The organism is Psychromonas sp. B3M02 (assembly GCF_003318165.1).
Lineage (GTDB): Bacteria > Pseudomonadota > Gammaproteobacteria > Enterobacterales > Psychromonadaceae > Psychromonas.
This window is the reverse complement of sequence record NZ_QOCB01000023.1, coordinates 44,437-70,835: the sequence shown is the minus strand read 5'-3', so window position 1 is coordinate 70,835 and position 26,399 is coordinate 44,437. Positions and strand designations below refer to the sequence as shown.

Here is a 26,399-nt window from a genome sequence, read left to right as displayed (position 1 = left end):
GGTGAAAATTTGGACTATTTCAAATCAAAAAGGTGGTGTAGGTAAAACCACAACAGTGATTTCGCTGGCGGGTCTGCTGATTGATCGAGGTTACCGTGTGTTGGTCATTGATACTGACCCACATGCCTCTTTAACCAGTTACTTAGAATATGATTCGGACCAGTTACCTGTCAGTCTATATGATTTATTTCAAGATCCAGCGACGACTCGTTCGGGGTTGTTGCAATTGATATTACCCACAGAGGTTGATAATTTATCTTTGATCCCTGCTTCTATGTCCTTGGCGACATTAGACAGAGTGTTAGGTAATCAAGAAGGGATGGGATTGTTTCTCAAGAAACAATTAAAGTTAGTGGAAGACGATTATGATTTTGTATTAATAGATTGCCCACCAGTATTAGGAGTCATGATGGTGAATGCGTTAGCGGCATGTGAGCGTATTCTTATTCCAGTACAAACTGAATTTTTAGCCTCGAAAGGTTTGCAAAGAATGGTGCAAACACTGGGAATTATGCAATATTCTCGGGGTGATGACTTTAACTATTGCATTATTCCGACTATGTTTGATAAACGCACTAGAGCGTCAATTAATACATTAAATGATTTACAAACAACCTATCAAGGCAAAGTATGGAAAGGGGTTATCCCAATCGATACTAAATTTAGGGATGCGAGTTTAGCGCATTTGCCTATCTCACATTATATGAAAAAGTGTAGAGGCGCATTTGCCTACGAAACCTTGTTAAATTATTTGTTACAAACTGAGCAGAATTAGATGAAGAATAACAATAACGAAGCAATGAAAAATTATTTTGACTCGATGCTTCGAGATGATCAAACCGCTGAAGTACCGGTAAGCAAAGAAACAGAATTTGCTGAGCCTGTTCATGTTGATATCTCAACCTTGCCGAAAAATTTAGTGTTTTCGGAGACCGATGTAGCGGTAGAAAAGGCAACGCAACAAAACCAACAAGCAGAACAGGAAGAGTGGCAGAACTTACAGGTTGAAGATAACTTTCAAGTTCTGTTTTTTGAGTTAAATCAGGTTACTTTTGCAATTCCTTTAACCGATTTAGGCGGGATTTATCAGCTTAGCGATTCACTGAACTTCTTAATGGGCAAACCTGCTTGGTTCCGTGGTGTAATGAGCCATAACGAGCGGTTATACAATATTGTGGATACGGCTACTTGGTTGCAGCTAGGTAAAAATGCACAGGATCTTCAATATACGCACTTTATTTTATTAGGCAGTACGGCTTGGGGATTATCCTGTGAAAAGTTGCTTGGTACAGAGTCTCTCAACAAGGATCAAATTAGATGGCGTGATAAAAAAGGATCACGCCCTTGGCTAGCGGGTATGGTGAAGCAAAAAATGTGTGCTTTAATTCATGCAGAAGAGTTAGTGAAGTTATTAAGTCAGGGAATGGACATTCGCAGCTAAATTAAGCTGAATTTAATTAATCAATAAGATAAGTAGAGATAAAAATGAATAGAGAATCTAGTTTGTCAGACAAAGCGTCTAATGATGAAATCTTACAACGTGTTACGTTTCTATTAGATAATGAAACTTACGGCATTAATGTAATGCAGGTACAAGAGATACTGCGTTATACTGAAATTGCAGCTGTACCCGGTGCACCACAATATGTGTTAGGGATTATTAACTTACGTGGTAACGTTGTCACTGTTATTGATACACGTACACGTTTTGGATTAATGCCTGCTGATATTACAGATAGTACACGTATTGTGATTATTGAAGCTGAAAAGCAAGTCATTGGTATTTTAGTAGATAGTGTTGCTGAAGTGGTTTATTTGAAAAAATCAGAGATCGAAGCTGCGCCTCACGTGGGTACGGAAGAAAGTTCACAATTCATTCAAGGTGTCTGCAATCGTGATAGCGGTTTATTAATTTTAGTGGATCTTAATAAATTACTGACTGATGACGAATGGGATGAGTTACATTTGCTGTAAATGATCACGACCTAAATTAGGTGTCTATGTTAATACAATATATTCCTTGGCTAGCGCTTGTGTTAGCCATTGCGAGTTTTGCTACAACATTTTTTTTATTTAAAAAAGTGGCTAAAAAGAACCGTAGTCTTGAAATATTAGTTAAATCTTTATTAGCGCAACAAGAGAGTAATAAAAAGCAGTTTACTGAAGTTCACTCTGGGGCGATTGGTTTAGGTAAGAAGCTACAACAACTGGATCGCACTGTGAATAAGATCCAAGAACATCAAGTGGATCTAGTGGCCTCAGCCCCTGAAAATCGTCTGTACACTCGTGCCACGAAAATGGTGGAATTGGGTGCTAGTATTGAAGAGCTGATGTTGGAATGTGAGTTACCTCGGGCAGAAGCGGAGTTACTGCTTAACTTACATCGTAAATAATCACTGCTTAAGGTAGTGTTTATAGCGTGTATAGATGGGTGGTTACTCTGTAGCATCAGAGTCAGTTAATACTTTCACTTTACTTAATCTTAAACCCTCTCTTAATGCCATTATTGATGGCATTACCGATTTCCTGATAGTTACTCATCGTTGTTTTCTATGGTAGGATCCGCCACTATTTTCTAGGTCTGTTAATAAGGGTAAAAACAATGCTGGAGTGCAAAGATTTAACTTGTGTTCGTGAACAGCGTGTTTTGTTCAAGCAATTAAACTTAATCGTTAAACCAGGCGAGATCCTTCATATTGAAGGGCCTAACGGCGTGGGTAAAAGTAGTTTATTAGCTTTGTTAACAGGGTTGTCTTCTGCTTATTCGGGCGACGTTTATTGGCAGCAACAAAAAATAACTGCGCAACGAGAAACTTATTATCAGGATCTCCTTTACCTAGGGCATAAATCAGGTGTGAAAGCAGAGTTAACAGCCTTAGAAAACTGTCAGGGCTTTCAACGTTTATATTCAAGTCAAACTGATGTTGATCTGTATGATGTGTTACTTAAGGTTGGGTTAGTGGGTTATGAGGATATTCCAGCAGCACAGCTTTCAGCAGGACAACAACGCCGCATTGCATTAGCGAGAATGTATTTCACTGAGTGTAAATTGTGGATCCTAGATGAACCTTTTACTTCCCTTGATAAAGAGGCGATTAAGTCGTTAGAAACATGTTTAATCAAACATGCACAGCAAGGTGGAATAGTGGTGTTAACAACGCACCAAGCTTTATCGATACCTGAAGCCAACTATAAAAAGCTATTTTTAACTAAAGCGACGGTAGAGGAACATTATGTTTAATGTTTTTATACAGGTTGTACGCCAAGATTTGCTGGCTGCATTTCGTCACCAAAGTGCGATTTTAAATCCAATTTGGTTTTTTATTATTGTGGTGACGTTATTCCCATTAGGATTAGGTACAGATCCCACTTTATTATCACGCATTGCGCCAGGCGTTATTTGGGTTGCTGCTTTATTGGCTGCGTTACTCTCTTTTGAACGTTTATTTAAAGATGATTATATTGACGGGTCTTTAGAGCAAATGATGCTTTCTCCCTATCCATTAGCTTGGTTAGTGAGTGCAAAGGTATTAGCGCATTGGTTGTTAACTAGCTTGCCTATTTTAATTATCAGTCCCTTGTTGGCGATTTTTTTATCATTACAAATAGATGCTTTTTATGCACTTTCTCTGACACTACTCATTGGAACACCAATATTAAGTCTATTAGGGGCTATTGGGGTTGCATTAACCGTAGGTTTGCGTAAAGGTGGCATATTGTTAAGTTTGATCATGTTGCCCTTGAGTATCCCTATTTTAATTTTTTCAACAATGGCCGTGGAAGCTGCTGCTTCGGGGCAAGATTATTTAGGTTTTGTGCTGCTGTTAGCGGCTATGTTAGTAGGAGCAATCACCTTAGCGCCTTTTGCTATTGCCGCAGCCTTACGTGTGAGTATCAGTTAACTATGTTTAAGTTAGAGATTTAATTATGTTGAAGTGGTTACACCCCTATGCAAAAGCTGAACACAGTTATGCGTTAGCTGGGAAATTGATGCCTTGGTTTTTAATATTGACCATTCCTAGCTTCCTAGTTGGAATTGTATGGGGATTAGCCTTTGCACCTGCTGATTACCAACAGGGGGATAGTTTTCGTATTATCTATATCCATGTTCCTGCTGCGATGATGGCGATGGCCGCTTACTCAACTATGGCTATTGCAGCTTTTGTTGGGTTAGTTTGGCAAGTGCGTTTAGCGGAAATGGCGGTTGCTGCGACGGCTCCAATTGGTGCTGTGTATACTTTTATTGCTTTATTTACTGGTGCAGCCTGGGGTAAGCCTATGTGGGGGGCTTGGTGGGTTTGGGATGCAAGATTAACTTCTGAACTCATTTTGTTATTTGTTTATATGGGTATTATCGCCTTATATAATGCGTTTTCCGATAAAGTATTAGCAGGAAGAGCAGCCTCTATTTTGACTTTAGTCGGGGTGATCAATTTACCTATTATCCATTTCTCTGTGGTGTGGTGGAATACCCTACATCAAGGTGCCACCATCACTAAATTTGAGCAACCTTCTATTGCCACTGAAATGCTCATTCCGTTATTAATGATGATTTTTAGTTTTGCCACTTTCTTAGGGTTTATGATCTTGTATCGTTTTCGTAATGAGTTGTTACAAAGAGAGCAGCATCGAGCTTGGGTGGTTAAATTAGTGCAAGCTAAGCAACGAGGTTAATATGGCGTTTACATCTTTTTCAGACTTTCTTGCAATGGGTGGTTATAGCTTTTATGTGTGGCTAGCCTATGGTGTTTCTTTACTCAGTGTGATCACCTTAATTAGCCATAGCGTATTGACTAGAAAGAAAATATTTAAGCAAGTGGCGCAACGTTTACAACGTGAAAAACGTATTAAAGCGGCTAATAATAGAGAACATAATTTATGAATCCTAGACGTAAAAAGCGTTTATTGATTACCTCCTCTTTGATCCTAGGTTTATCGCTGGCAATGGGCTTGACCTTGTTTGCACTGCAGCAGAATATCGATCTATTTTATACCCCTAATGAAATCTTAAAGGGCAAAAATGAAACTGGTGTAAAACCTGAGATTGGTCAGCGTTTACGTGTTGGGGGCATGGTATTAACAGGCTCTGTTAAACGTGACCCTGATAGTTTAAAAGTCAGCTTTGATCTAGTGGATAATAAAGCCGGACAAGTAACTGTTTTCTTTGATGGTATTTTGCCGGATCTGTTTCGTGAGGGGCAGGGCATTGTGGCGCAGGGCACCTTAAAAAGCATCAACAGTATTGAAGCCTTTGAAGTACTAGCAAAGCATGACGAAGAATATATGCCACCTGAAGTCGCTGATGCGGTGAAAGGCATGCCTACATTAACTACAGAACCATAGGGCGAGATAGATGCTTCCTGAGATAGGTCAATTCTCTTTAATATTGGCATGTGTATTGTCGTTATTACAAACGGTTTATCCATTGTATGGTGTGCAAACTGGTCACCAAGGTGCAATTCGCAGTGCTAAAATGTTCACTATTTTACAGTTTATTGCAGTGGCAAGCTCCTTTGTTATTTTAGCTTACTTGTTTTTAATCAATGATTTTAGTGTGACTTATATTGCCACTAATTCTAATTCTGCTTTACCTTGGTATTATCGATTATCTGCCGTTTGGGGCGCGCATGAAGGCTCGTTATTGTTGTGGGTCTTTCTATTAGCGACCTGGAGTATTGCCGTTGCATTAATGAGTAGAAACTTACCTGTTGAGTCGATAGCGCGTGTACTGGCGGTGTTAGGTTTATTAGCTTTTGGTTTCTATCTGTTTGTTATCCTGACTTCTAATCCTTTTGAGCGAACGCTACCTTACTTCCCAATTGATGGCCGTGATTTAAATCCGTTACTGCAAGATTTTGGTTTAGTGATCCATCCGCCAATGTTGTATATGGGGTATGTGGGCTTTTCTGTCGCCTTTGCCTTTGCCATTGCAGCTTTATTAGAAGGGCGTTTAGATAGCGCTTGGGCGAAATGGTCTCGTCCTTGGACCATGGCAGCTTGGATGTTCTTAACTGTAGGTATTGCATTAGGCAGCTGGTGGGCTTATTACGAATTAGGTTGGGGTGGCTGGTGGTTTTGGGATCCCGTTGAAAATGCTTCCTTTATGCCCTGGTTAGCCGGGACTGCCTTGATTCATTCTCTAGCAGTGAGTGAGAAGCGAGGTGTTTTTAAATCGTGGACGGTCTTGTTAGCGTTAAGCGCATTCTCATTGAGTTTATTAGGGACTTTCCTTGTACGTTCAGGAGTGCTTGTATCAGTACATGCCTTTGCAAGTGATCCTACTCGCGGGTTATTTATTCTTGGCTTCTTGATCTTGGTGATTGGTGGCGCATTACTCTTGTATGCGGTACAAGCATCTAAGGTGAAAAGTCGCGGCCGTTATGAATTAGCATCGCGTGAGAGTTTATTATTATTGAATAATATTTTTCTGATCGCGGCATTAATTGTGGTGTTATTAGGTACCTTATTGCCTTTGGTACACAAAGAAATTGGGCTAGGGAGCATCTCTATCGGAGAACCTTTCTTTAATCGCATGTTTACCATTTTGATTGTGCCCTTTGCGTTATTTCTTGGGGTAGGCTCTTTGTTCCGCTGGAAGCGTCAAAAGTTAGGTGAATTAGTGAAACCTCTCTTGGCCATTCTATTATTGAGCATAGCTTCGAGTTTGACTTTTCTTTTTGTCTTTGCGCCAGCGTTAACCTGGTTAGCTATGTTAGGGGCATTTTTAGGTTTTTGGATCATAGTGAGTGTGGTGTATGAAATTTATTTACGCTCTACTCATCGTCACCGTTTTATTTCAGGTATTACTAAATTAGGCAATAGTCACTGGGCAATGAGCTTAGGGCATCTTGGGTTAGCTGTGATGATCATTGGTATCACCATGACGCAAAACTATTCCATTGAAAAAGATGTAAAACTAGCGACTGGTGAGCATATTACATTTGAACATTATGACTTTCACTTTGATCAAATTAATGCACTTAACGGAGAAAATTATGTAGGCACGGTAGGCACTTTTTCAGTCACTCATGACCAACAACAAGTAGCTGTGATGCATGCAGAGAAACGTATCTATACGGTGCAGCGTATGCCGATGACCGAAGCAGCCATTGATGCCGGTTTTATTAGAGATCTTTATATCGCCATGGGGGAGCAACTACCTGATGGTGCTTGGGCTGTCCGTATCTATTATAAACCCTTTATTCGTTGGATTTGGTTAGGGCCATTAATTATGGCATTTGCGGGGTTATTAATGATTTGTGATAAACGATACCGCACTAAAAAACCAGCACTCATAGAACCAAAGCATAACAGTGGAGAACAAAATGCTTAACAAACGTCGGATATTAATGTTGTTAGTGCCTTTTGTTATTTTTATTATTGGCGCAATCTTCTTAGCGACGCCCTTATTAAAAGGCAGTGATCCTAGTAAATTAGAATCTGCATTAATTGGGCAACCTGTGCCTAAGTTTACTTTGCAGGATATTTTTAATCAGAATAAACAATACAATGCGGATATTTTCAAAGGTCAGAAAATGTTACTTAATGTTTGGGCGACTTGGTGTCCAACATGTTACGCAGAGCATACCTATTTGAATAAACTCGCTAATCAAGGTTTATATATTGTAGGTATGAATTATAAGGATGATCGCCAAAAAGCGATTCGTTGGTTGAAGGAATTGCATAACCCTTATCAAATCAGTTTATTTGATAAAAGCGGTTTATTAGGATTAGATTTAGGAGTGTATGGCGCGCCTGAAACCTTCTTAATTGATAGCCAAGGCATTATCCGTTATCGTCATGTTGGCGACCTCAATGAACAAGTGTGGAATGATAAGTTGTCTGCTATTTACGAGGAGATGCAATGATTGCTGTTCGTAATATGGCGTTTTACATTGGTTTAATAATATCGATAACTGCGTTGACCAGCTATCCAGCTCAAGCTGCTATTGAGAGCTTTGAATTTGATAATGCACAACAGGAACAAACTTTCTATGAGTTAACTAAGTTATTACGCTGTCCTAAATGTCAAAATCAGAATATTGCCGACTCTAATGCTGAATTAGCAAAAGATCTTCGTAATAAAGCCTATCAATTAGTGAAACAGGGGCAAACCAAAGAGCAAGTTGTCGATTATATGGTGACTCGATTTGGTAACTTTGTTCGCTACGATCCTCCGTTGACACCTGCGACTATTTTTCTTTGGCTAGGCCCGTTACTTTTTGTCATGGGTGGTGTGTTTATTTTAGTGAAACAGGTGAAAACTCAAACAGGTAAAAAGCAAGCTTTAGCCCCACAGGAGAAACAAAAATTAGCCTCATTATTAGCGCAACATGATAGGGATTCAGAGCGATGATCACTCAGCTTGTTATTGCGATTGCCTTAATGTTATTGCTGTTTTCAATATTGATACTATTACCTTTTATCGCTAACAGAAAAAGCCAACTTGACGAACGACGTCGTAATCAACTAAACCATGATTTATATGATATCCGTTTAAAAGAGGTTGAAGCTGACTTAGCGCGAGGGGTAGTCTCTGATCAACAAAGCATAGTGGCTGAATTACAATATAATTTATTGGATGACATCGATGAACAACCTCAGTTAAAAAATAATAATAATAAGATTCTGTGGTTACCTGGAATAATTTTTTTTCTCGTCGCTAGTTTAGCCTTATATTGGTCTGTAGGCTCTTTTCAACAGGTTAACGATTGGCAACAAACATTGCAGCGTTATCCTGATGTTTATCAAAAGTTATTTGAGGAAAATGCACCTGAACCAGAACAACAGGATCTACAGGATCTGATGATCGGATTACGTGTTCACCTTGTTGAACAACCTGATGATTTAAAAGGCTGGCTGTTATACAGCCGTCTTGGCACTATTTTTAATGATGCAGAAATAGCGATTGCAGCAATGGATAAAGCACTCGCCCTTGACCCCGACAATGTTGAAGTCGCCCTAGAGTCGATTGAATTAAAAATGAAAATCGGTGACCAATATGAAAAGACTACTGCAGAATTAGCGCTGAAACTTTTTTTGCAACGTAATCCTGAAAACTATCAAGCGTGGTCTTTGTATGGGCTTATCGCCTTACAGCAGGAAGACTTTGAAGCAGCCATTAAACGTTGGCAAACCGTGTTACCTTTATTGAATGATAGTAGTGGTGAACAAGCGCGAGTATTGAGTAATAGTATTGCCTACGCACAACAACAATTAGCGCTGCAAAAACAAAAAAATAACCCAGTAAGTGCAACTGCACAATATCAAGTCAGTATTACACTGGCAAAACAGGTATCATACACACCTGATAGTAAGCTTTTTATATACGCACAAGCGGTGAATGGTTCTGCAATGCCTATTGCTGCTATTAAACTGGATATTGATAACTTTCCAAAACAGGTCATTTTGTCTGATGCAGATGCTATGATCGAAGGCAGTAAATTAAGTGACCATCCGCAATTTATTATCAAAGCGCGTATCACTATCGATGGCACAGCGAATAAGCAAACTGGTCAATGGTTTGGAGAAAGTCAAATCATTAACGCAGGGGATACCGCACCTGTGAATATTATTATTAATCAACAATCTTAATTTGTAATTTATTACTTGGATGTAACAATATGTTTAGACGACATTTATTGCCAGCGCTCCTATTAATGTTAGGTAGCAACGCTTTTGCTCAATCTGTTCAGGGCAATAAAGACACTTATATGAGTGACCCCATTGAGCCAGTTAACCGTTTAGTATGGGACTTTAACTATTATGTGTTAGATGATTACATCTATCGCCCTGTAACACAAAGCTATGTGGATTGGGTACCAAAAGCAGGGCGTGAAGCGATCAATAATGCAGTACAAAATCTAGAAGAGCCTTCCACCATAGTGAACAACTTATTACAGCTAGAGTTTCAACATGCAACGGATGCCTTTTTTCGTTTTGCATTTAACTCTACATTTGGTGTGTTAGGGTTATTTGATGTCGCTAAATATGGTGGCGTAGAGCGTCGTAGAGAGAGCTTTAGTAATGTGTTGGGTAACTGGTCAGTACCACAAGGTCCCTATTTAATGGTACCAGTCACTGGGCCAAGTTCACCGCGTATCTTAGTGGGGACAATTGTTGATAATTTGTATTTTCCAACAACCTATTTCACTTGGTGGCAAACGGCAACTATCTGGTTTTTTGATGGCTTGGATGCGCGTTCAAGTGTATTGGGGCAAGAAGCTTTAGTAGAGCAATCTTTGGATTCATATACCTTTGTTAAAGAGGCATTTATTCAATCAAGAAAGAGTGCATTACATCAAGACAGTAATGAGTTTTTCCGCTTGAAACTGCAGTCAGAGCAGCAACAAGCTCAAGATCAAGCTGATTTAAGTGACTTTTTAGATGAGATAGATTAGTAAAATAGCAGTAAAAAATAGTCAATAAATACATTCGTTAATAAACAAGGTTGGGCGGTAATGTCAGTTTCAAATTTAATCACTATCGATGGTCCAAGTGGCTCAGGGAAAGGTACTGTGTGTCACATTTTAGCCAAAAAACTAAAATGGCATTTATTAGATAGTGGAGCCTTGTATCGCATCCTTGCTTTTGCAGCATTAAAAAAACAGATCGCATTAAATAACGCTGATGCATTAGCGGCACTCGCCTTAACCTTAGATGTCTCTTTTGTTTCTAATGGTAGCGGTGTCGATACATTATTAGGTGATCAAAATATCGGTGATCAATTACGTACCGAAGTGGTAGGACAAGCTGCCTCAGAAGTCGCTTCTATCGAACAAGTCCGAGCTGCTTTATTAGCTCGCCAACAGGCTTTTTTACAAGCACCTGGTTTAATTGCTGACGGCAGAGACATGGGAACCGTGGTGTTTCCAGATGCGCCAGTAAAAATATTCCTTGATGCAAGTGCCGAAGAACGAGCGCAACGCCGTTTTAACCAGTTGCAAGACAAGGGTTTTAATGTTAGCATCGCGCAAATTTTAAGCGAAATTAAAGAGCGTGATTATCGCGACCGTAACCGAGCTGTTGCTCCCTTACGACCTGCCGATGATGCATTTGTGATTGATTCGACTTCATTAACGATTGATGAAGTGGTTGAGCAAATACTCAACTTTACGGCGCTAAAATTAAAAATTGCAACTGAATAATCAGTTGCGTACTAAAACTGCTTCACGGATGAAGTGGTAATCTTTCTTGCCTCCCATACGAATGGACTGTATGTGGTTGTATAAAATAAGTGTGAATAAATAGATGATGGAATCTTTTGCTGAACTATTTGAAGAATCTCTTCAACAAGTAGAAACTCGCCCAGGTACAATTGTTAAAGGTACAATCGTACGTATTAGCAACAACTTAGTATTCGTTGATGCAGGTCTTAAATCTGAAGCTGCTATCCCAGTTGAAGAGTTCAAGAACGCTGCTGGCGAAGTTGAAGTTGAAGTTGGCGATGTTTGTGATGTAGCGTTAGACGCTGTAGAAGACGGTTTCGGTGAAACTAAACTTTCTCGCGAAAAAGCTAAACGTCACGAAGCTTGGATCCAATTAGAGAAAGCGTACGAAGACCAAGAAACAGTTATCGGTGTTATTAACGGTAAAGTTAAAGGTGGTTTCACTGTTGAATTAAACGGTATCCGTGCTTTCCTACCTGGTTCATTAGTTGACGTACGTCCAGTACGTGACACTGCTCACCTTGAAAACAAAGATATTGAATTCAAAGTGATCAAGCTAGACCAAAAACGCAACAACGTTGTTGTATCTCGTCGTGCTGTTATCGAAACTGAAAACAGTGTTGAACGTGATGAGCTTCTTGAGAACCTACAAGAAGGTCAAGAAGTTAAAGGTATCGTTAAGAACCTAACTGACTACGGTGCTTTCGTAGACTTAGGTGGTGTAGACGGCCTATTACATATCACAGATATGGCTTGGAAACGCGTTAAGCACCCAAGTGAAATCGTAACTGTTGGTGAAGAAATCAACGTTAAAATCCTTAAGTTTGACCGTGAGCGCACTCGTGTTTCTCTAGGTCTTAAGCAATTAGGTGAAGATCCATGGGTTGCAATCGCTAAGCGTTACCCAGAATCAACTCGTCTAACTGGTAAAGTGACAAACTTAACTGATTACGGTTGTTTCGTAGAAATTGAAGAAGGCGTAGAAGGTCTTGTTCACGTTTCTGAAATGGATTGGACTAACAAAAACATCCACCCATCTAAAGTTGTTAACTTAGGTGATATGGCTGAAGTTATGGTTCTAGATATCGACGAAGAACGTCGTCGTATCTCTCTAGGTCTTAAGCAATGTAAAGCTAACCCGTGGGAAGAGTTCTCTTCAACACACGATAAAGGACAAAAAGTTTCTGGTAAGATTAAATCTATCACTGACTTCGGTATCTTCATCGGTCTTGACGGTAACATCGACGGTCTAGTTCACCTTTCTGACATCAGTTGGGAAGTTGAAGGCGAAAAAGCTGTACTTGACTACAAAAAAGGCGACGAAATCGAAGCTGTTGTATTACAAGTTGACCCAGAGCGCGAACGTATCTCTCTAGGTATCAAGCAAATCGCTGCTGACCCATTCAATAACTACCTAGCAGAATTCAAGAAAGGTGCTATCGTTACTGGTACTATCTCTGAAGTTGATGCTAAGGGTGCTACAGTTACTCTTACTGAAGGCGTTGAAGGTTACATCCGTGTTGCAGATATCTCACGTGACCGTATCGAAGATGCATCTACAGTATTAAAAGCTGGTGAGTCTGTTGAAGCTAAATACGTAGGTGTTGATCGTAAAAACCGCGTAATCAGCCTATCTATCAAAGCGAAAGATGAAGCAGATGAGAAAGATGCTATCGATAGCTTGAAGCAACAAGACGAAGCAAGCATGGGTAATGCAATGCTAGACGCGTTTAACGCTGCTAAAGGTAAATAATTAAATGTGGCTGGCAACAGTCACGTTTAAAGCATTAACCTGGAGTCTGTTTTAATTTGTATTCAAATAATACGAGGTAAGTTATGACTAAGTCTGATCTAATCGAAAGACTAACCAGCAAACACTTTCAATTGTCGGTTAAAGAAGTTGAAGATAGTGTGAGAGAAACGTTGACTCTGATGACTAATTCTTTGGCTTCTGGCGAAAGAATTGAAGTACGAGGTTTTGGCAGTTTTTCTTTACATTACCGTGCCCCACGTATCGGCCGTAATCCTAAAACAGGTGATAAGGTTGAACTGGGTGGTAAATATGTTCCCCATTTTAAACCGGGTAAAGCGTTGAGAGAACGTGTTAATGCGTTAAATACCTAGATATACAAATGGTGCCGAAAGGCACCATTTTTTTTACCTGTCTATTATTACCTGCTTTAATTGCCCAACTGTATTAAATTGATCACTATCTGCGTCGATAATCATAAACGATGCATATCAATGATTTATTCCCTGAATGATTTATAATACACTCAGTACATCTTGTTCTTGTGTGGGTATCAGTATGAAAAGATTTCTAACTATATTAATCACAGTGATATTTTTTATTGTTGTGATTGTGTTGGGTTTACAAAACCAACAACTTGTTACATTTAATTATCTTATTGCGCAAAATGAATTACGCTTATCAACCTTAGCAGCGATTATATTCTCCTTTGGTTTTGTTATTGCTCTGGGTTTAGGTAGCTATTTCCACTTGGCGTTAAAAATGAAATGCCGTCAATTAAATAAATTGAATATAAAACAGCGTAGAGAGTTAAATGATTTACGCGACCGTATCGAAAAAGATTAATTCTTAGTGCAAGAAATATTCTTCCTCCTACTCCCGGTAGCAGCCTTTTATGGTTGGTATATGGGTGTGCGCAGCGTTTATCAAAAGAAACAAAAAAAGGGTAATCAGCTAAGCAGGGAGTATGTGCAAGGCTTAAACTTCCTACTCAATGAACAACCGGATAAAGCGGTTGATCACTTTATTGCTTTGCTTGATGTTGATGATGAAACCATTGAAACCCACCTTGCCTTGGGTAATTTATTTCGCCAAAACGGCGAAGTAGATCGCGCAATTCGTATCCACCAAAACTTAATTGCAAGACCCTCTTTAACCCTTGAGCAACGTGATTTAGCCATGTTGCAACTGGGTAAAGATTTTTATCAATCTGGTTTATTTGATCGAAGTGAAGAAACCTTTATTCAACTTAAAGAGTCACCAGAATACAGACAAGTCGCATTAGAAAATTTATTACTTATTTATCAACAGTTAAAAGATTGGCAAGAAGCGATTAACTGTACTGAGCAAATGGATAAAGTAGGTAAGTCGCAAGCTAAACCAAGAACATTATCTTACTTATATTGTAGTCTGGCTGATCAGATGCAAAAACCAGAGCAGCAAAAGCAAGCAATTAAGTTATATCAAAAAGCTTTAACGACTTTTCCTAAGTGTATTCGTGCTTGTTTAGCGATGGCTGATTACTATGAGAAAAATCAGCAGCTAGATAAAGCACTACAGATGTTAGAGCAGGTACCTGAGTTAGATATCGACTTTACTGAAGTGATTTTAGAAAGGTTATATACCTTACACAAACAAGCTAATACTGAACAAGATCTAATGCACTATTTGAAACGTATTATTCAATTAGGTGCAGGCGCTAGCGCGGTTATTATGTTGGCTAAATTGATCGCTGAATTTGAAAGTATTGAGCAAGCACAAAGCTTTATGTTACAAGAATTACGTCGCAACCCAACTATGAAAGGTTTTAATCACTTGATGACCTATCATTTGAGTTTAGCGCAATCGGATAATGAAAAAGAGAGCCTACTATTTTTACATAAACTAGTGAGTGAGCAGATCACTTTTAGGCCTCAATATCGCTGTCAAAAATGTGGTTACTCCACTAAAAAGTTATTTTGGCAGTGTCCATCCTGTAAAAGTTGGGGGCGTATTAAACCCATTAGAGGATTGGATGGCGAATAAATTTTTTAAGAATGATCAGGTTAATTAACCCCGCAGATAGGAAGAGAGATGAGTCAACTAGTCGACCCAAAAGTTGTTATTGCTTTAGATTATGATAACAAAGCGCAAGCACTTGCTTTTATAGAGCAGTTAGATCCTACCACTTGTCGTTTAAAAATCGGCAAAGAGATGTTCACACATTTTGGTCCTGAATTTGTGCAGTTATTAGTCGCTAAAGGGTTTGATATATTTCTTGATCTAAAATTCCATGATATTCCAAATACCGTGGCTAAAGCAGTAAAAGCAGCTGCGGACTTAGGGGTGTGGATGGTTAATGTTCATGCCAGTGGCGGTCGCCGAATGATGGAAGCTGCAAAAGCGATCTTAGAACCATATGGCGATAAAGCGCCGCTATTAATTGCTGTGACAGTATTAACTAGTATGGATCAAAGTGACCTAATAGAATTAGGTATTGAGCTAACACCGGCAGAGCAAGTTAAACGCTTAGCCCTATTGACTAAGTCTTCTGGTTTAGATGGTGTGGTATGTTCATCGCACGAAGCAGAAGAGTTAAAAGCGCTACTGGGTAAAGAGTTTAAACTAGTTACACCAGGCATTCGTCCTGCAGGAAGTGATGCAGGTGACCAGCGTCGTATTAAAACACCTAAACAAGCGATCGAGAGTGGTTCTGACTACTTAGTAATTGGTCGTCCTATTACACAAGCTGATAACCCAGTAGCTGTATTACATGATATTAACGATTCATTAAAATAATAAAGATCGTTAAGGAAGCTTAAGCTTTATGAAAAAAATCGATATGAATAAGTACAAAGCAGATTTTATGCAAAAATTTGCTTTTGATTTTAAGCAATGGATGTCACCAGCAATTCGTGACTATTATGCGTTATTTCTTAAAACAACTCATTATAAAAGAGCGCACCTATTAGCTTGGATCAAAGAGTATTCGGTTTTAGAAAATGGACGTTCTGTGCAAGTTGCACAACAACCAATACAAGTTTCAGCAGAAGCGCGTGAACTATTTTTATGCTTACAAGCAAAAATAGGGGAAGAGGTACATGTTGGTGAGTGGTTGACTATTACTCAGGATAAAGTCGATCAATTTGCTAATGTGACTGGCGATCACCAGTGGTTACATAATGATGTTGAGCGAGCAAAAGTAGATTCTCCTTTTAAAACTACTATTGCCCATGGTTTTTTAACCTTGTCGCTATTACCTTATTTAACCGATAGTGTTGACCCTGAGCGTCCAGCTTATGCGAATGCAAAAATGACGGTTAACTATGGATTGAATCAAGTGCGCTTTCCCTATCCGGTTAAAACCGGTTCAGTGATTCGAGCGCATAGCCGTTTAATTAAAGTTTCTCCTATTAAACGTGGCCTTGAGATCGAAAAAGAGATCTCCGTAGAGATCCAAGGAACACGTCGTCCTGGCTGTGTTGCTGTTTCTGTGGTTCGAGTTTACTTTTAATTCAATTAGTTAGAGTTTTAAATTTATATATAAGGCGTTGGATCTAATGATTCAACGCCTTTTTTTATGGGAAAATTAATTAGATAAAAGTGCTAAAGATCTTTTTTCTTCGGTCGATATAGTAATTAAGTCTGAACATTGACTGCTTTAACAAGGAACCGTTAACAGAAAGTAATTAATGATAATCAAGGAAAAACATTAAAGTTATTTTTTAAGCGGTCGATAAAACACTATGACAAACAATTACAACTAACTTCATTATTATGAATTTAAAAAGATATAAACCAAGGAGCTCATCATGGCATCAGTAGTAAACACAAATGTAATGTCGCTTAATGCACAACGTCAATTAGGCAAAACGCAAGCAGCATCAAACCAAGCAATGGAACGTTTATCTTCTGGTTTGCGTATTAACAGCGCAAAAGATGACGCTGCTGGCTTAGCAATTTCAACGGGAATGAATTCTCAAATTAAAGGTTTAACTCAAGCGGTTCGTAACTCGAATGACGGTATCTCAATGGCGCAAACTGCAGAGGGTGCGATGGATGAGATGACTAACATCTTACAACGTATGCGTGAACTATCAGTGCAATCTGCCAATGATACAAATTCATCATCTAACCGTCAGGCAATCCAAGAAGAAGTTGATCAACTACATGATGAGCTTGACCGTATTGCTACCACGACTGAGTTCAATGGTAGAAAAATTTTAGATGGTTCTGGCGGTTCTGCAACATTACAGATTGGTGCTAACGAAGGTCAAACATTAAGTTTCTCTATCGATTCCGTATCAACCAATGACCTTGGTCTAAATGGTGGTTTAAACAAAGGTGAATTAAACGGTGGCCGTGTAAGTGGTGCTACAACTGGTACTGCTGGTGAAATGTTAGTAAATGGTGTTGATATTCCAGCATCTGAAAGTGGTTCAGCAACTGATATTGCTAAAGCAATTAACCTTAAAACAGCAGAAACGGGTGTTAGTGCAAGTGCTTATAACGTTATTCAAGGTAGTGATGAAAGTACCACAGTAACGGGTGTGACTAATGGTATGACTATCCAAGTAGGTACTGGTAGTGCAGTGACACTTGGAGCGACATCTTCAATGGATAGCTTAGTTGAAACAATCAACCGTGATGTAGCTGGCGTAACCGCTTCACTGGGTGATAAAGGTGAGTTAATCATGACTAACGACACAGGTGAAGATATCATCGTGGGTGGTGGTCAAGCAGCTTCAACGGGTGTAACTGACGGTACTTACACGGGTTACATTGCTTTAGATAGTGCTGATGATAGAGCTATCTCTGTTACTGGTACAGCAACGGCTAACGCTGGTTTTACTGTCGCTAATGGTGCTGATTCAATTACTGGTGGAGTAGCAACAACAGCTAACATCACTGAAGCAGATAAATTACAAATCAATGGAGTTGATATTGGTCCTGCAACACTTGCTACAGATGCGGATGTAATTGCACATATTAACTCTTACTCTGATCAAACCGGTGTCACTATTTCAGGTACAGCAGCTGCAGGTTACCAATTCTCTGCCGACGACGGTGTTGGTATTGAAGTAACATCAAGTGCTTCTACACAAGCTGGACGTACTGCTGCACTAACAACTTTAGGTATGCAGAGTGAAATGGGTGGTAAAGTAATTGATAGCCTAGGTACTAATGTATCGACAATGAATAGTGCTTCAAATACGATCACTAAAGTGGATGATGCATTATCTAAAATCAGTTCTTCACGAGCTGGATTAGGTGCGATTCAAAACCGTTTAGATTCAACTATCTCTAACTTAGAAAATGTTTCTCAAAACTTGTCTGCATCTAACTCTCGTATCCAAGATGCTGACTTTGCTTCAGAAACATCTAATATGAGTAAAGCGCAGATTCTACAACAAGCAGGTACTTCAATGCTTTCACAAGCTAACTCATCTGCTCAAAGTGTATTATCACTACTTGGTTAATCCATTAGGATGGCTACTAAGTAATTGATTTAATAGCCTCCTATATATTAGGGGGCTTTATTGCTTATTTGATACGATAAAAGAGGTTGATTATGTCAGAGCTCAATAGCGTGAACCCAACAATGGGATATCAAACATCCAATATAGATAAACCAATCTCGTCTGTTAATCAGGTAATGGACAGCTTAACTCAAAATATTAGAGGAGAAAAAGCATTTACTCCTGAACCAGATACTTCTGTTGCATTAAGTGCAGAAGAGATAGCGCAAACAGTACAAGAGATGAATGAATTTTTGCATGATATGAAACGTAACTTATCATTTTCAGTAGATGATGAATTAGGCAAAAGTGTCATTATTGTAAAAGATTCAGATAGTGATGAAGTGATTCGACAAATTCCCTCTGAGGAGTTAGTTGTGTTACGTAAAAAAATGGATGATGTAGCCGGTATTTTATTTGATACTAAGGTTTAATATCTGTTTTGTGTAAATCAAATAATGTGTTACTGACTATTGCTTAATAAAAATGATAATAAAGTTTAATGTAACACGGTATTTTATGGGCATTTAAAGACTATTATGGCTTATATTTTGCTTACAACTTAGGTTAGCAGGTTAATATAAAGTAACATACAGAGCAATAAGGAACAGCAATGACATCGATTACATCAACTGGCTTAGGGTCAGGACTTGATATTAATAATATCGTGACTGCCATTGTTGCAGCAGAGAAAGATCCTGCAGCTGCCTCCATATTAGCTGACACCACAGAAGCCACTGAAAAAATCTCCGCTTTTGGCACCATCAACAGTGCGCTATCCGATTTTCAAGACTCTTTTGCAGACCTATCCCGCTCCTCAACTTTTTCTGCAACGAGTGCTAGTAGCAGTGATGAATCGATCCTAACGACAACCCTTGGGATAGGTGCTGAAACAGGTAGTTGGAGTTTTGAAGTTAAACAGCAAGCCAAAGCACAAACCATCGCTTCAGCACCTGATAAATCTTATTCGGAAGCGACTTCACAGGTGGGTACAGGTACCATTAGTTTTAGCTATGGTACGTATAATGATGACGGGACATTCTCCATTAATCCTAATAAACCCGTTGAAAGTCTTACCATTGATTCTGAAAATAACTCACTAGATAAAATGCGAGATGCTATTAATGAAGGGGATTATAGTGTCTCTGCATCATTAATTAATGACGGCAATAATTACCGCTTAGTGTTGATTAATAAAGAAACGGGTGAAGAAAATGCCATGCAGCTCACTGTGGAAGATGATGATGGTATTAATAATGATGCGGTAGGTTTATCTGCCTTTACTTTTACCAGTGACAACAAGAGCATGGAGCAAACTTCCGTTGCACAAAATGCGATAATGGTCATGGATGGTATCGAAATCAGTCGTCCAAGTAATAATATTAAAAATGTGATTGAAGGTGTGACCCTTAATATAGCTGGTGAGACGGAGCCAAATAGTAAAGTATCATTAACGATTGTGCCTGATATGAGCACAGTTGAAGAGCAAATTTATGCCTTTGTTGAAAATTATAATGGCACCGTTAAACAGATGAATGCCTTAAGTACCTACGGTGCAGATGTTCGAAGTAATGGCATTTTAAGTGGTGATTCAACAGTCCGTAATATTAAAGGGCAGATGCGTAATATATTAAATACTAACATTTCACACCTTGAAGGTAGTGTGCGCAGTTTTGCTGATTTAGGTATGTTAACTAATCGTGATGGTACCTTAGCGCTTGATGCTGAAAAGCTGAATAAGATAATGGCTACAGATATGCAAAGTATTGCCGATTTCTTTACCGCTTCAGGTGGAGCTACTGACGCAGAGATTGATTATGAAAGCAAAGGTAGATCCACTGTGCCTGGATCTTATGATATTACTGTGATGCAGCTGGCAAGCAAAGGTGAGTTAAGTGGGACCTCAGCTATTTCCGTGCCATTTAGTATCGATCAAGATAATGATAGTTTTAAAATGCGTTTAGATGGTTATCTATCCGGTGATATTGAACTGACTTCAAAAACCTATGAAAGTATTGAAGAGTTTACTACAGAATTACAATCAAAAATAAACTCAGATCCTAACTTTGTTGAAAATGACTTAAACGTGAGTATTTTGGAAAATGCTGGCGTCATTTCTATCGTCTCCAACGCTTATGGCTCAAGGTCGACCGTGGCGATCACTGAAATAGAAGACCCTGGCTTTTTCTCTTCACAGTTAGGGTTAACAGTTGCAGGTGGCACTGCAGGGCAAAACGTAGCAGGTTTAATTGATGGCATAGCGGCAACAGGTCGTGGTCAATTTTTAGAGTCTACTGAAGGCAATTCAAAAGGTTTAAAAGCGGTGATCACAGGCGGTGAGTTAGGCGATAGAGGGAAAATATCCTATTCGCAAGGGATTAGCTCTATGTTGAACGGTATGCTTGATGGGATTATCGATAGTAATGTTAGTTCATCGGATGGTGATATTGATGTCAGTGGTTCTACCATAGATACGAAATTCGATTCTTTGTATAAACAGATAGGCTCTCTAGAGGAAGAGAAAGAGAGTTTAACCTTTAGAATGGAAAACCTAGAAGAGCGTTTATATTCGCAGTTTAATGCGATGGATACCGCCGTTTCTAACCTCAACTCGATGAAAGACTATTTAAAATCGGCACTTGATGCGTTACCTGGGTATACCAAAGAGAAGTAATGAGCCTTCTAAAGTCATGTCTTTAAAAAGCGCTTGTTTACTTATAGGCGTTAATTTTTTTCTTATTACGTTGCAAAATAAGTGCTTTTTCTTTTAAATCTTGGCCGACTTTTTCCGCTCTACTTTGTAAAGTATCAAGCCTCTCCTGTAGTTGATTAAGTGGCGCAATAGCAGAGATTAATTGCGCCTCCGTTAGGCTGCTGATGCAAGCCTTTAATTGCTTTCCAAACATCTCCTGTTGTTGAAGAAACTGTTCGTATTGTTGTTCATCCAATAACTTATGAAGCTGTTGTTCAGAGTCAAGTAAGGTTTGAATACCTGTTGCTAGATCTGTCATGGTAGCCTTTTAACGATTGGTTAACGGTTATACTGTTGGCGTATATCTAATGGGATTCCATCCCAGCCCGATTTAATTTCAGTGATTAATTTTAATACTTCAGTCAAGGGTTCAGCATCATTGTGACGTGTTGCCTGATTAACTCGACGGATCATATACGCGTATAAATCGTACAGGTTGGTTGAGATCTCTCCGCCTTTTTCCATATCCAAACTATTTTGTAATTCGCCGATTAAGCCAATTACACGGGTTAACATGGTATTCCTATTTTCAATCTCTTTACGCTCTATTGCCCCTTTAGCACCAGCTAGGTTCCCTTGTATGTGCTGCATAATCAAAGAGACTAAGGTATGAGGATCAGCCTGCTCAATGTTATTCATACTGGAGTTTTTATATTGTTGAAGCGAACGACGCATATTACTTTCCTTGCTAAAAAACAGTTAATCTATGATGTTTTATGTATGTCTAATATTTAAAAGCCAGTGTCTATCTGTGATAGATTTATTATTGATCTACTGTCTTTTACTATTGTAGTTTTTACCTACTAGGGTAGCCAGCTTTATGACTATTTACGACTTATTGAATAGAACAAGCAAAATATATGCCTGTTATGTAGTAACTAGGCTTAAAATAATAACTTTTTATTGATAACAGAGTATTAAAATATATTCAGGTGTCATTTTACGGGCATTGTCATCTTTTTGACGATTTTACATGCAAAAATAATAAATTACTCTACACTATTAGGTAGTTTAATTTTTATGGATATTAATTATGCAGCAACGCGCTTCAATTTATTTAGTGGATACCACAGCGGAACAAACAGCGATATTAGAAACTGTTTTACAATTTGTCGGCGAAACTTATCAAATAATAAATTTTGAAGACCTTGAGCAGCAATTGACGCAATCTCCCGCGTTAGCTGTTATTTATGGTGACCAAGCAAGTCATCTAAGTGCTGCATTAGCTGCATTTCCAAAGGTACCTTTTATTAGTTTTTCTGGTGATGTCACTGATCTTGATGGCAATCATATTGGTGTACTTAGTGTACCTATCATTTATTCAGAATTAACCCAATTACTGCATTATTGTCAAAACTTCTTAAACCCAAACCACCAATTGAGTAAGGCTAATAAGTATTTAATTACGTCCTTGGTGGGTAAAGGGCAACGTATTCAAGAAATCCGCTATTTGGTTGAACAGGTAGCTGAAAGTAATGCTAATGTTTTAGTATTGGGTGAATCGGGTACTGGTAAGGAAGTGGTTGCTCGTGCAATTCATCAAGTATCTAATCGTAAAAAAGGTCCTTTTGTACCGGTAAACTGTGGAGCAATTCCTGCTGAGTTATTAGAAAGTGAGTTGTTTGGTCATGAGAAAGGAGCCTTTACTGGTGCTTTTTCTTCACGTAAAGGTCGCTTTGAATTAGCTGAAGGTGGCACACTATTCTTAGATGAAATTGGTGATATGCCAATGCCGATGCAAGTGAAGCTGTTACGTGTACTTCAAGAGCGTACCTTTGAACGAGTAGGTGGTACTAAGTCAATTCAAGCAGATGTTCGTGTGGTAGCGGCCACCCATCGTAATTTAGAAGAGATGATTGTTGAAGGGACTTTCCGAGAAGACTTATTCTATCGTCTAAATGTATTCCCAATTGAAAAACCAGCCTTGCGTGACCGCCAAGAAGATATTCCATTACTGCTGCAAGAGTTATTATCTCGTCTAGAGGGGGAGCATAAAGCGACGTTACGTTTTACTCAACGTGCATTGGATTCGTTGATGCAACATAGTTGGCCGGGTAATGTGCGTGAATTGTCTAACTTACTTGAGCGATTATTAATTTTACACAGTAATAAGATTATTGATATTACTGAGCTACCAGTAAAATACCGCTACTTAGACAATCAAGGTGAAGCGGTTGATCAGGTACAATATAGCATTGAGCAAGAAGAGTTAATGGAGCGTGATGCGTTATCAGGTATGTTTGGTGGTACACCGATATTATCCGATGAAAGTGAAATAGAAGATGAGTCTTTAGGTTTCTTAGGTCACCTGCCTGCAGAAGGAATGAATTTAAAAGATAAGTTGGTGGAGTTTGAAATTGAGATGATCCGCCAAGCAATCGACTCTCAAGATGGCGTGGTATCGCATGCCGCAGAGTTGCTATCAATGCGTCGTACAACCTTAGTAGAAAAAATGAAAAAGTATGGTTTAAATAAAGAAGGTTAACCACTTTTAGCTAAGAAGGTTGATGACTCTTAGCCATATTCTCTACCCTATAAAACCGTGCTATCAGCACGGTTTTGTGTTTTTAAAATCCTTTCTTTTATCAAAATTAAACTGTCATTTTTATGGCGATTACAGTTTATCTTGTTGTTAATTATGGTTATTTATTGTTTGGCATAATAACTGCTTAGTAGTGATATCTATACTTATTTATTAGGTGTCGCCATGACCAAAACAGAATCGACTCAAGCATCATCATTACAAACAGAAAGCTATGTAGGAGAGTTAGAGCAACTTCGTGCTCAAGCTAACTATATGGATCAATTGTACAATGAATTGCCTTCTGGTTTGATTGTTATTGATGGTAATGGGATTGTTGAGCAAGCAAATCGTGTGGCGATACAACTATTGGGTGAACCATTAGAGAATATGCGTTGGAGCGATATCATTAAACGCTCATTTAGCCCTAAAAATGATGATGGTCATGAAATTTCATTAAAAAATGGTCGCCGTATTCAGCTCTCTATCTCATCATTGGAAGGTCAGCCTGGTCAGCTTATTCTCCTCACTGACTTAACACATACTCGTCAATTGCAAGAGCATGTTGCTACCTTAAAGCGTTTGTCTTCATTAGGAAAAATGGTGGCTTCATTAGCGCATCAAATACGCACACCTTTATCTGCCGCTATGTTATACGGTGCTAATTTAGCCAATAAAACCCTTAATGAAACAGCCCGTTCACGCTTTCAAGGTAAGCTAATGAATCGTTTGCAAGACCTAGAAACACAGGTCAACGATATGTTGTTGTTTGCACGTAGCGGTGAGCAAAAAATAGTTGAAGAGGTCTCTGTTGCTGCACTGTTAGAAGAGGTTAAGAATGCCAGTGATGCCATGATGTTAAGTGTGTCAGGGAAGCTGCAGTGTAAATTACCTGATCCAGACCTGTTTATCCTTGCGAATAAAAATGCCCTAACTAGTGCCATGACCAACCTTATTTCTAATGCCGTTGAAGCAACAGGGCAAGGTGCTCAACTGTATATTAGTGCGATTCAGCGTGGTGAAGACAAAATTGAAATTTCAGTGATGGACAATGGACCAGGTATTGAAAAACAACGTTTAGCAAAAGTGATGGAGGCCTTTTATACCACCAAGTCGCAAGGTACCGGGTTAGGGTTAGCCGTAGTTCAAGGTGTAGTGCAATCTCATAAAGGCACAGTAGAAGTAAAATCAGAAGTGGGTAAGGGCAGTTGCTTCACCCTAGTATTACCACTTCACCGTGTGCAATTAAGTAAAGTAGTAGGAGCTTAACTATGAGTCATAATCAATCTCAAGGTAAATTATTAGTTGTTGAAGACGATGCTGGTTTACGTGAAGCTCTAATAGACACTCTTATGCTAGCAGGTTATGACTGTCAAGAAGTCGACAGTGCAGAGTCAGCGTTAATCGCTTTAACGAAATCAACCTTTGATTTAGTGGTCAGTGATATCCAAATGGGGGGAATGAGCGGTTTAACGCTATTACAAAATATCAAAAGTAAATACCCTGAAACACCAGTACTATTAATGACTGCTTACGCCACTATTGACGACGCAGTAAAAGCAATTCGTGATGGTGCTATAGACTATTTAGCTAAGCCGTTTTCTCCGGAAGTTTTATTAAATCAAGTGAGTCGTTATGCGCCTGTGCATAAAGTGCCTTCGTGTACGCCTGTGTTTGGTGATCCTTCAACGGCTGCTTTATTAAGTGTGGCTGAAAAAGTCGCTGCCACCGATGCATCAGTTATGATCACCGGGCCAAGTGGTTCAGGTAAAGAGGTCTTATCGCGTTATCTACATGACAAATCAGCACGTAAAGATAATCCTTTTATTGCTATTAATTGTGGGGCTATTCCTGAAAACATGTTGGAAGCAACCTTATTTGGTTATGAAAAAGGCGCTTTCACAGGGGCTATTCAAGCCTGTCCTGGTAAATTCGAGCAAGCACAAAATGGTACGATTTTATTAGATGAAATTACCGAAATGCCATTGGAGTTACAGGTTAAGTTATTACGTGTTTTACAAGAGCGAGAAGTGGAACGTTTAGGCTCTCGTAAAACCATTAAATTAAACATTCGAGTATTAGCGACCAGTAACCGAGATCTGAAAAAAGCAGTTGAAGCCGGTATCTTTCGTGAGGATCTGTATTACCGCTTGAATGTTTTTCCACTGCAATGGTTACCATTAGCGCAGCGCAAAGGGGATATTTTACCTCTAGCAACACACTTATTAGCTTATCACGCAACAGATCAAGCGTTAGCGATTCCTAGTTTATCCGCACAAGCTGAACAGTTATTGGTTAATTATACTTGGCCAGGTAACGTACGTGAGTTGGATAACGTCATGCAACGTGCATTGATTTTATCTGTGGGTGAAGTGATTGGTTGTGAAGCTTTGATTTTAGAAGACCAACAATTTGAACATATTCTACAACCTGCAGTGATCAGTACAGATACAATTATAAATACTAGCCCAATAGAGCAACCAAAAAATACCAATAGTGATGCAATAGCGAATGATGATGGTTTAGGTCAAGGTTTGAAGCAACAAGAGCAGAAAATGATCCTAGATGCGTTACATACTTGCCGTGGTAAACGTAAAGATGTTGCTGAATTATTAGGGATTAGTCCACGCACCTTACGTTACAAAATTGCCCGTATGAAAGAACAGGGTATCGCTTTACCTGCTTAATAATAGATAGCGTTTAACTATGT

At 39.0% G+C, this 26,399-nt stretch carries 29 protein-coding genes; 27 read left to right on the top strand and 2 right to left on the bottom strand.

The window, feature by feature from the left end; translation table 11 throughout:
• The first annotated feature begins 1 nt into the window (after position 1).
• From DS885_RS03345 to fliD, 24 genes are all read left to right on the top strand, one after another.
• Positions 2-775 (top strand): ParA family protein, encoded by a 774-nt coding sequence (locus DS885_RS03345; RefSeq protein WP_113817989.1) that lies wholly within the window; start codon positions 2-4, stop codon positions 773-775.
• Entirely contained in the window at positions 776-1,441 is a 666-nt protein-coding gene (locus DS885_RS03340; RefSeq protein WP_113817988.1) for a chemotaxis protein CheW, read from the top strand.
• 44 nt (positions 1,442-1,485) lie between these two features.
• Positions 1,486-1,974, top strand: coding sequence for a chemotaxis protein CheW (locus tag DS885_RS03335; RefSeq protein WP_113817987.1), 489 nt, complete (start codon positions 1,486-1,488; stop codon positions 1,972-1,974).
• 26 nt (positions 1,975-2,000) lie between these two features.
• The gene (locus DS885_RS03330; protein ID WP_113817986.1) at positions 2,001-2,393 is read left to right on the top strand and encodes a DUF2802 domain-containing protein; all 393 of its coding nucleotides are present in this window, start codon (positions 2,001-2,003) and stop codon (positions 2,391-2,393) included.
• A gap of 209 nt (positions 2,394-2,602) precedes the next feature.
• The gene (gene ccmA / locus DS885_RS03325; RefSeq protein WP_113817985.1) at positions 2,603-3,241 is read left to right on the top strand and encodes a cytochrome c biogenesis heme-transporting ATPase CcmA; all 639 of its coding nucleotides are present in this window, start codon (positions 2,603-2,605) and stop codon (positions 3,239-3,241) included.
• The gene (gene ccmB, locus DS885_RS03320; RefSeq protein ID WP_113817984.1) at positions 3,234-3,902 is read left to right on the top strand and encodes a heme exporter protein CcmB; all 669 of its coding nucleotides are present in this window, start codon (positions 3,234-3,236) and stop codon (positions 3,900-3,902) included. Before ccmA ends, ccmB begins: the two co-directional genes overlap by 8 nt.
• Before the next feature lie 25 nt (positions 3,903-3,927).
• On the top strand, positions 3,928-4,674 hold the full coding sequence (locus DS885_RS03315; protein WP_113817983.1) for a heme ABC transporter permease: 747 nt from the start codon (positions 3,928-3,930) through the stop codon (positions 4,672-4,674).
• Position 4,675: 1 nt separating this feature from the next.
• Positions 4,676-4,882 carry a heme exporter protein CcmD gene (ccmD, locus tag DS885_RS03310; RefSeq protein WP_113817982.1) on the top strand — a complete coding sequence of 69 codons (207 nt, stop codon included), beginning with the start codon at positions 4,676-4,678 and terminating at the stop codon, positions 4,880-4,882.
• Positions 4,879-5,343 (top strand): cytochrome c maturation protein CcmE, encoded by a 465-nt coding sequence (gene ccmE, locus DS885_RS03305; protein WP_113817981.1) that lies wholly within the window; start codon positions 4,879-4,881, stop codon positions 5,341-5,343. Before ccmD ends, ccmE begins: the two co-directional genes overlap by 4 nt.
• A 10-nt stretch (positions 5,344-5,353) precedes the next feature.
• On the top strand, positions 5,354-7,333 hold the full coding sequence (locus DS885_RS03300; RefSeq protein WP_113817980.1) for a heme lyase CcmF/NrfE family subunit: 1,980 nt from the start codon (positions 5,354-5,356) through the stop codon (positions 7,331-7,333).
• Complete coding sequence (locus DS885_RS03295; RefSeq protein WP_113817979.1) at positions 7,326-7,868, top strand: DsbE family thiol:disulfide interchange protein; 543 nt, start codon at positions 7,326-7,328, stop codon at positions 7,866-7,868. The genes DS885_RS03300 and DS885_RS03295 overlap by 8 nt, the downstream gene beginning before the upstream one ends.
• Entirely contained in the window at positions 7,865-8,356 is a 492-nt protein-coding gene (locus DS885_RS03290) for a cytochrome c-type biogenesis protein (protein ID WP_258546832.1), read from the top strand. The genes DS885_RS03295 and DS885_RS03290 overlap by 4 nt, the downstream gene beginning before the upstream one ends.
• Entirely contained in the window at positions 8,353-9,594 is a 1,242-nt protein-coding gene (ccmI, locus tag DS885_RS03285) for a c-type cytochrome biogenesis protein CcmI (protein WP_113817978.1), read from the top strand. The genes DS885_RS03290 and ccmI overlap by 4 nt, the downstream gene beginning before the upstream one ends.
• Before the next feature lie 29 nt (positions 9,595-9,623).
• Entirely contained in the window at positions 9,624-10,400 is a 777-nt protein-coding gene (locus DS885_RS03280) for an MlaA family lipoprotein (RefSeq protein WP_113817977.1), read from the top strand.
• A 60-nt stretch (positions 10,401-10,460) separates the two neighbouring features.
• Positions 10,461-11,147, top strand: coding sequence for a (d)CMP kinase (gene cmk / locus DS885_RS03275; protein ID WP_113817976.1), 687 nt, complete (start codon positions 10,461-10,463; stop codon positions 11,145-11,147).
• A gap of 103 nt (positions 11,148-11,250) precedes the next feature.
• Positions 11,251-12,921, top strand: a complete 1,671-nt coding sequence (rpsA, locus tag DS885_RS03270) for a 30S ribosomal protein S1 (protein ID WP_113817975.1) — start codon at positions 11,251-11,253, stop codon at positions 12,919-12,921.
• 83 nt (positions 12,922-13,004) lie between these two features.
• The gene (gene ihfB, locus DS885_RS03265; RefSeq protein WP_113817974.1) at positions 13,005-13,292 is read left to right on the top strand and encodes an integration host factor subunit beta; all 288 of its coding nucleotides are present in this window, start codon (positions 13,005-13,007) and stop codon (positions 13,290-13,292) included.
• Between the two features lie 184 nt (positions 13,293-13,476).
• A complete protein-coding gene (locus tag DS885_RS03260; RefSeq protein ID WP_113817973.1) occupies positions 13,477-13,764 on the top strand; it encodes a LapA family protein in 288 nt (95 codons plus the stop codon).
• 6 nt (positions 13,765-13,770) lie between these two features.
• Positions 13,771-14,943 (top strand): lipopolysaccharide assembly protein LapB, encoded by a 1,173-nt coding sequence (gene lapB, locus DS885_RS03255; RefSeq protein WP_113817972.1) that lies wholly within the window; start codon positions 13,771-13,773, stop codon positions 14,941-14,943.
• A gap of 48 nt (positions 14,944-14,991) precedes the next feature.
• On the top strand, positions 14,992-15,696 hold the full coding sequence (gene pyrF / locus DS885_RS03250; RefSeq protein WP_113817971.1) for an orotidine-5'-phosphate decarboxylase: 705 nt from the start codon (positions 14,992-14,994) through the stop codon (positions 15,694-15,696).
• 28 nt (positions 15,697-15,724) lie between these two features.
• A complete protein-coding gene (locus DS885_RS03245) occupies positions 15,725-16,411 on the top strand; it encodes a MaoC family dehydratase (RefSeq protein WP_113817970.1) in 687 nt (228 codons plus the stop codon).
• A 298-nt stretch (positions 16,412-16,709) separates the two neighbouring features.
• Positions 16,710-18,377 (top strand): flagellin N-terminal helical domain-containing protein, encoded by a 1,668-nt coding sequence (locus DS885_RS03240; protein ID WP_113817969.1) that lies wholly within the window; start codon positions 16,710-16,712, stop codon positions 18,375-18,377.
• 92 nt (positions 18,378-18,469) lie between these two features.
• Entirely contained in the window at positions 18,470-18,850 is a 381-nt protein-coding gene (locus DS885_RS03235) for a flagellar protein FlaG (protein ID WP_113817968.1), read from the top strand.
• A 179-nt stretch (positions 18,851-19,029) separates the two neighbouring features.
• A complete protein-coding gene (fliD, locus tag DS885_RS03230; protein ID WP_113817967.1) occupies positions 19,030-21,090 on the top strand; it encodes a flagellar filament capping protein FliD in 2,061 nt (686 codons plus the stop codon).
• Between the two features lie 37 nt (positions 21,091-21,127).
• Here the strand turns inward: fliD and DS885_RS03225 are convergent, their stop codons facing one another.
• Both DS885_RS03225 and fliS read right to left on the bottom strand, forming a co-directional pair.
• Entirely contained in the window at positions 21,128-21,427 is a 300-nt protein-coding gene (locus DS885_RS03225; protein WP_113817966.1) for a hypothetical protein, read from the bottom strand.
• A 20-nt stretch (positions 21,428-21,447) separates the two neighbouring features.
• The gene (gene fliS / locus DS885_RS03220) at positions 21,448-21,843 is read right to left on the bottom strand and encodes a flagellar export chaperone FliS (RefSeq protein WP_113817965.1); all 396 of its coding nucleotides are present in this window, start codon (positions 21,841-21,843) and stop codon (positions 21,448-21,450) included.
• A gap of 358 nt (positions 21,844-22,201) precedes the next feature.
• On the opposite strand from fliS, the gene DS885_RS03215 reads away from it, so the two are divergent.
• The 3 genes from DS885_RS03215 (at position 22,202) to DS885_RS03205 (ending at position 26,376) form a co-directional block, all read left to right on the top strand.
• Positions 22,202-23,653 carry a sigma-54 dependent transcriptional regulator gene (locus DS885_RS03215; RefSeq protein WP_113817964.1) on the top strand — a complete coding sequence of 484 codons (1,452 nt, stop codon included), beginning with the start codon at positions 22,202-22,204 and terminating at the stop codon, positions 23,651-23,653.
• A 222-nt stretch (positions 23,654-23,875) separates the two neighbouring features.
• Complete coding sequence (locus tag DS885_RS03210) at positions 23,876-24,958, top strand: sensor histidine kinase (RefSeq protein ID WP_113817963.1); 1,083 nt, start codon at positions 23,876-23,878, stop codon at positions 24,956-24,958.
• 2 nt (positions 24,959-24,960) lie between these two features.
• Entirely contained in the window at positions 24,961-26,376 is a 1,416-nt protein-coding gene (locus DS885_RS03205) for a sigma-54-dependent transcriptional regulator (RefSeq protein ID WP_113817962.1), read from the top strand.
• Positions 26,377-26,399 lie beyond the last annotated feature (23 nt).

What these genes read in the sequence shown, in the direction of transcription:
- DS885_RS03245 (WP_113817970.1), top strand. Translation starts at nt 15,725, where the DNA reads ATGAAAAAAATCGATATGAATAAGTACAAAGCAGATTTTATGCAAAAA.
- DS885_RS03205 (WP_113817962.1), top strand. Translation starts at nt 24,961, where the DNA reads ATGAGTCATAATCAATCTCAAGGTAAATTATTAGTTGTTGAAGACGAT.
- ihfB (WP_113817974.1), top strand. Translation starts at nt 13,005, where the DNA reads ATGACTAAGTCTGATCTAATCGAAAGACTAACCAGCAAACACTTTCAA.
- DS885_RS03240 (WP_113817969.1), top strand. Translation starts at nt 16,710, where the DNA reads ATGGCATCAGTAGTAAACACAAATGTAATGTCGCTTAATGCACAACGT.
- DS885_RS03225 (WP_113817966.1), bottom strand. Translation starts at nt 21,427, where the DNA reads ATGACAGATCTAGCAACAGGTATTCAAACCTTACTTGACTCTGAACAA.
- fliS (WP_113817965.1), bottom strand. Translation starts at nt 21,843, where the DNA reads ATGCGTCGTTCGCTTCAACAATATAAAAACTCCAGTATGAATAACATT.
- DS885_RS03260 (WP_113817973.1), top strand. Translation starts at nt 13,477, where the DNA reads ATGAAAAGATTTCTAACTATATTAATCACAGTGATATTTTTTATTGTT.
- DS885_RS03235 (WP_113817968.1), top strand. Translation starts at nt 18,470, where the DNA reads ATGTCAGAGCTCAATAGCGTGAACCCAACAATGGGATATCAAACATCC.
- ccmD (WP_113817982.1), top strand. Translation starts at nt 4,676, where the DNA reads ATGGCGTTTACATCTTTTTCAGACTTTCTTGCAATGGGTGGTTATAGC.
- DS885_RS03210 (WP_113817963.1), top strand. Translation starts at nt 23,876, where the DNA reads ATGACCAAAACAGAATCGACTCAAGCATCATCATTACAAACAGAAAGC.
- ccmB (WP_113817984.1), top strand. Translation starts at nt 3,234, where the DNA reads ATGTTTAATGTTTTTATACAGGTTGTACGCCAAGATTTGCTGGCTGCA.
- DS885_RS03335 (WP_113817987.1), top strand. Translation starts at nt 1,486, where the DNA reads ATGAATAGAGAATCTAGTTTGTCAGACAAAGCGTCTAATGATGAAATC.
- ccmI (WP_113817978.1), top strand. Translation starts at nt 8,353, where the DNA reads ATGATCACTCAGCTTGTTATTGCGATTGCCTTAATGTTATTGCTGTTT.
- DS885_RS03280 (WP_113817977.1), top strand. Translation starts at nt 9,624, where the DNA reads ATGTTTAGACGACATTTATTGCCAGCGCTCCTATTAATGTTAGGTAGC.
- fliD (WP_113817967.1), top strand. Translation starts at nt 19,030, where the DNA reads ATGACATCGATTACATCAACTGGCTTAGGGTCAGGACTTGATATTAAT.
- DS885_RS03340 (WP_113817988.1), top strand. Translation starts at nt 776, where the DNA reads ATGAAGAATAACAATAACGAAGCAATGAAAAATTATTTTGACTCGATG.
- pyrF (WP_113817971.1), top strand. Translation starts at nt 14,992, where the DNA reads ATGAGTCAACTAGTCGACCCAAAAGTTGTTATTGCTTTAGATTATGAT.
- cmk (WP_113817976.1), top strand. Translation starts at nt 10,461, where the DNA reads ATGTCAGTTTCAAATTTAATCACTATCGATGGTCCAAGTGGCTCAGGG.
- DS885_RS03290 (WP_258546832.1), top strand. Translation starts at nt 7,865, where the DNA reads ATGATTGCTGTTCGTAATATGGCGTTTTACATTGGTTTAATAATATCG.
- DS885_RS03315 (WP_113817983.1), top strand. Translation starts at nt 3,928, where the DNA reads ATGTTGAAGTGGTTACACCCCTATGCAAAAGCTGAACACAGTTATGCG.
- DS885_RS03300 (WP_113817980.1), top strand. Translation starts at nt 5,354, where the DNA reads ATGCTTCCTGAGATAGGTCAATTCTCTTTAATATTGGCATGTGTATTG.
- ccmE (WP_113817981.1), top strand. Translation starts at nt 4,879, where the DNA reads ATGAATCCTAGACGTAAAAAGCGTTTATTGATTACCTCCTCTTTGATC.
- DS885_RS03215 (WP_113817964.1), top strand. Translation starts at nt 22,202, where the DNA reads ATGCAGCAACGCGCTTCAATTTATTTAGTGGATACCACAGCGGAACAA.
- DS885_RS03295 (WP_113817979.1), top strand. Translation starts at nt 7,326, where the DNA reads ATGCTTAACAAACGTCGGATATTAATGTTGTTAGTGCCTTTTGTTATT.
- rpsA (WP_113817975.1), top strand. Translation starts at nt 11,251, where the DNA reads ATGATGGAATCTTTTGCTGAACTATTTGAAGAATCTCTTCAACAAGTA.
- ccmA (WP_113817985.1), top strand. Translation starts at nt 2,603, where the DNA reads ATGCTGGAGTGCAAAGATTTAACTTGTGTTCGTGAACAGCGTGTTTTG.
- DS885_RS03330 (WP_113817986.1), top strand. Translation starts at nt 2,001, where the DNA reads ATGTTAATACAATATATTCCTTGGCTAGCGCTTGTGTTAGCCATTGCG.